Source organism: Mesorhizobium sp. WSM4816 (assembly GCF_055811535.1).
The window spans coordinates 1-1,166 of record NZ_JBVVQR010000089.1 but is presented as its reverse complement, the minus strand read 5'-3'; the positions used below and the strand labels follow the sequence as shown (position 1 = coordinate 1,166).

The 1,166-nt window shown below is 64.5% G+C and carries 2 protein-coding genes; both read left to right on the top strand.

The window, feature by feature from the left end:
• The coding region (locus AC0L3H_RS32905) for an aminotransferase class I/II-fold pyridoxal phosphate-dependent enzyme (RefSeq protein WP_473588239.1) at nucleotides 1-489 on the top strand (489 nt) is incomplete at its 5' end.
• A 52-nt stretch (nucleotides 490-541) separates the two neighbouring features.
• Nucleotides 542-1,166 (top strand): alcohol dehydrogenase catalytic domain-containing protein (locus tag AC0L3H_RS32900; RefSeq protein ID WP_473588238.1); only part of this gene is annotated, 625 nt, incomplete at its 3' end.

Sequence of the window (1,166 nt, the reverse complement as noted above, 5' to 3'; positions counted from 1 at the left end):
ATCATCACCGGCACGCTCGGCAAGGCATTGGGCGGCGCGTCGGGCGGCTACACATCGGGCAAGAGCCAGGTGGTCGACTGGCTGCGCCAACGCTCGCGTCCCTATCTGTTTTCCAACACGCTGATGCCGGCGATCGCCGGCGCCTCGATCCGGGTTTTCGAACTGATCAAAAATGGCGATGCGCTGCGTCAGCGCCTCTATGCCAATGCGGCGCGGTTCCGGTCCGAAATGGGTAAGCTCGGCTTTACGCTGGCCGGCGCCGATCATCCGATCGTTCCGGTCATGCTCGGCGATGCGACGCTGGCGCAGGAGATGGCGGCCCGCATGCTGCAGCGCGGCATCTATGTCATCGGCTTTTCCTTCCCCGTCGTGCCCAAGGGCCAGGCCCGCATCCGCACGCAAATGTCGGCCGCCCATTCCAGCGCCGATATCGACCGGGCGGTCGAGGCGTTCGGCGCGGTCGGGCGCGAACTTGGTGTGATTTCCTGAACGGCCGGAAGCGAAAAGTGATTCCGGATCAAGAGTTTCAAGGGACAAAAGAATGTCGAACATGATGAAGGCGCTGGTCAAGGCCAGGGCCGAGCCGGGCATCTGGATGGAAGAAGTGCCGGTGCCGGAAATCGGCCCGAACGACGTTCTGATCAAGATCAGGAAGACCGCGATCTGCGGTACCGACGTCCACATCTATAATTGGGACCAGTGGGCGCAGAAGACCGTGCCGGTGCCGATGGTGACCGGCCACGAATTCGTCGGCACCGTCGCCGACTTCGGCGCGGCGGTCACCGAATACAAGATCGGCCAGCGTGTTTCGGGCGAAGGCCACATCGTCTGCGGCCATTGCCGCAATTGCCGGGCGGGCAGGGGGCATCTGTGCCGCAACACCCTCGGCGTCGGCGTCAACCGGCCCGGCGCCTTCGGTGAATATCTGGCGATCCCGCAGCACAACGTCGTGCCGATCCCCGACGACGTGCCCGACGAGATCGCCGCAATCTTCGATCCGCTGGGCAATGCGGTTCACACCGCACTGTCCTTTGATCTGGTCGGCGAGGACGTGCTGGTCACCGGCGCCGGGCCGATCGGCATCATGGCTGCGCTGGTGGCGCAGTGCGTCGGCGCGCGAAAGGTGGTCATCACCGACATCAACCCGGTGCGGCTGGCGCTGGCGA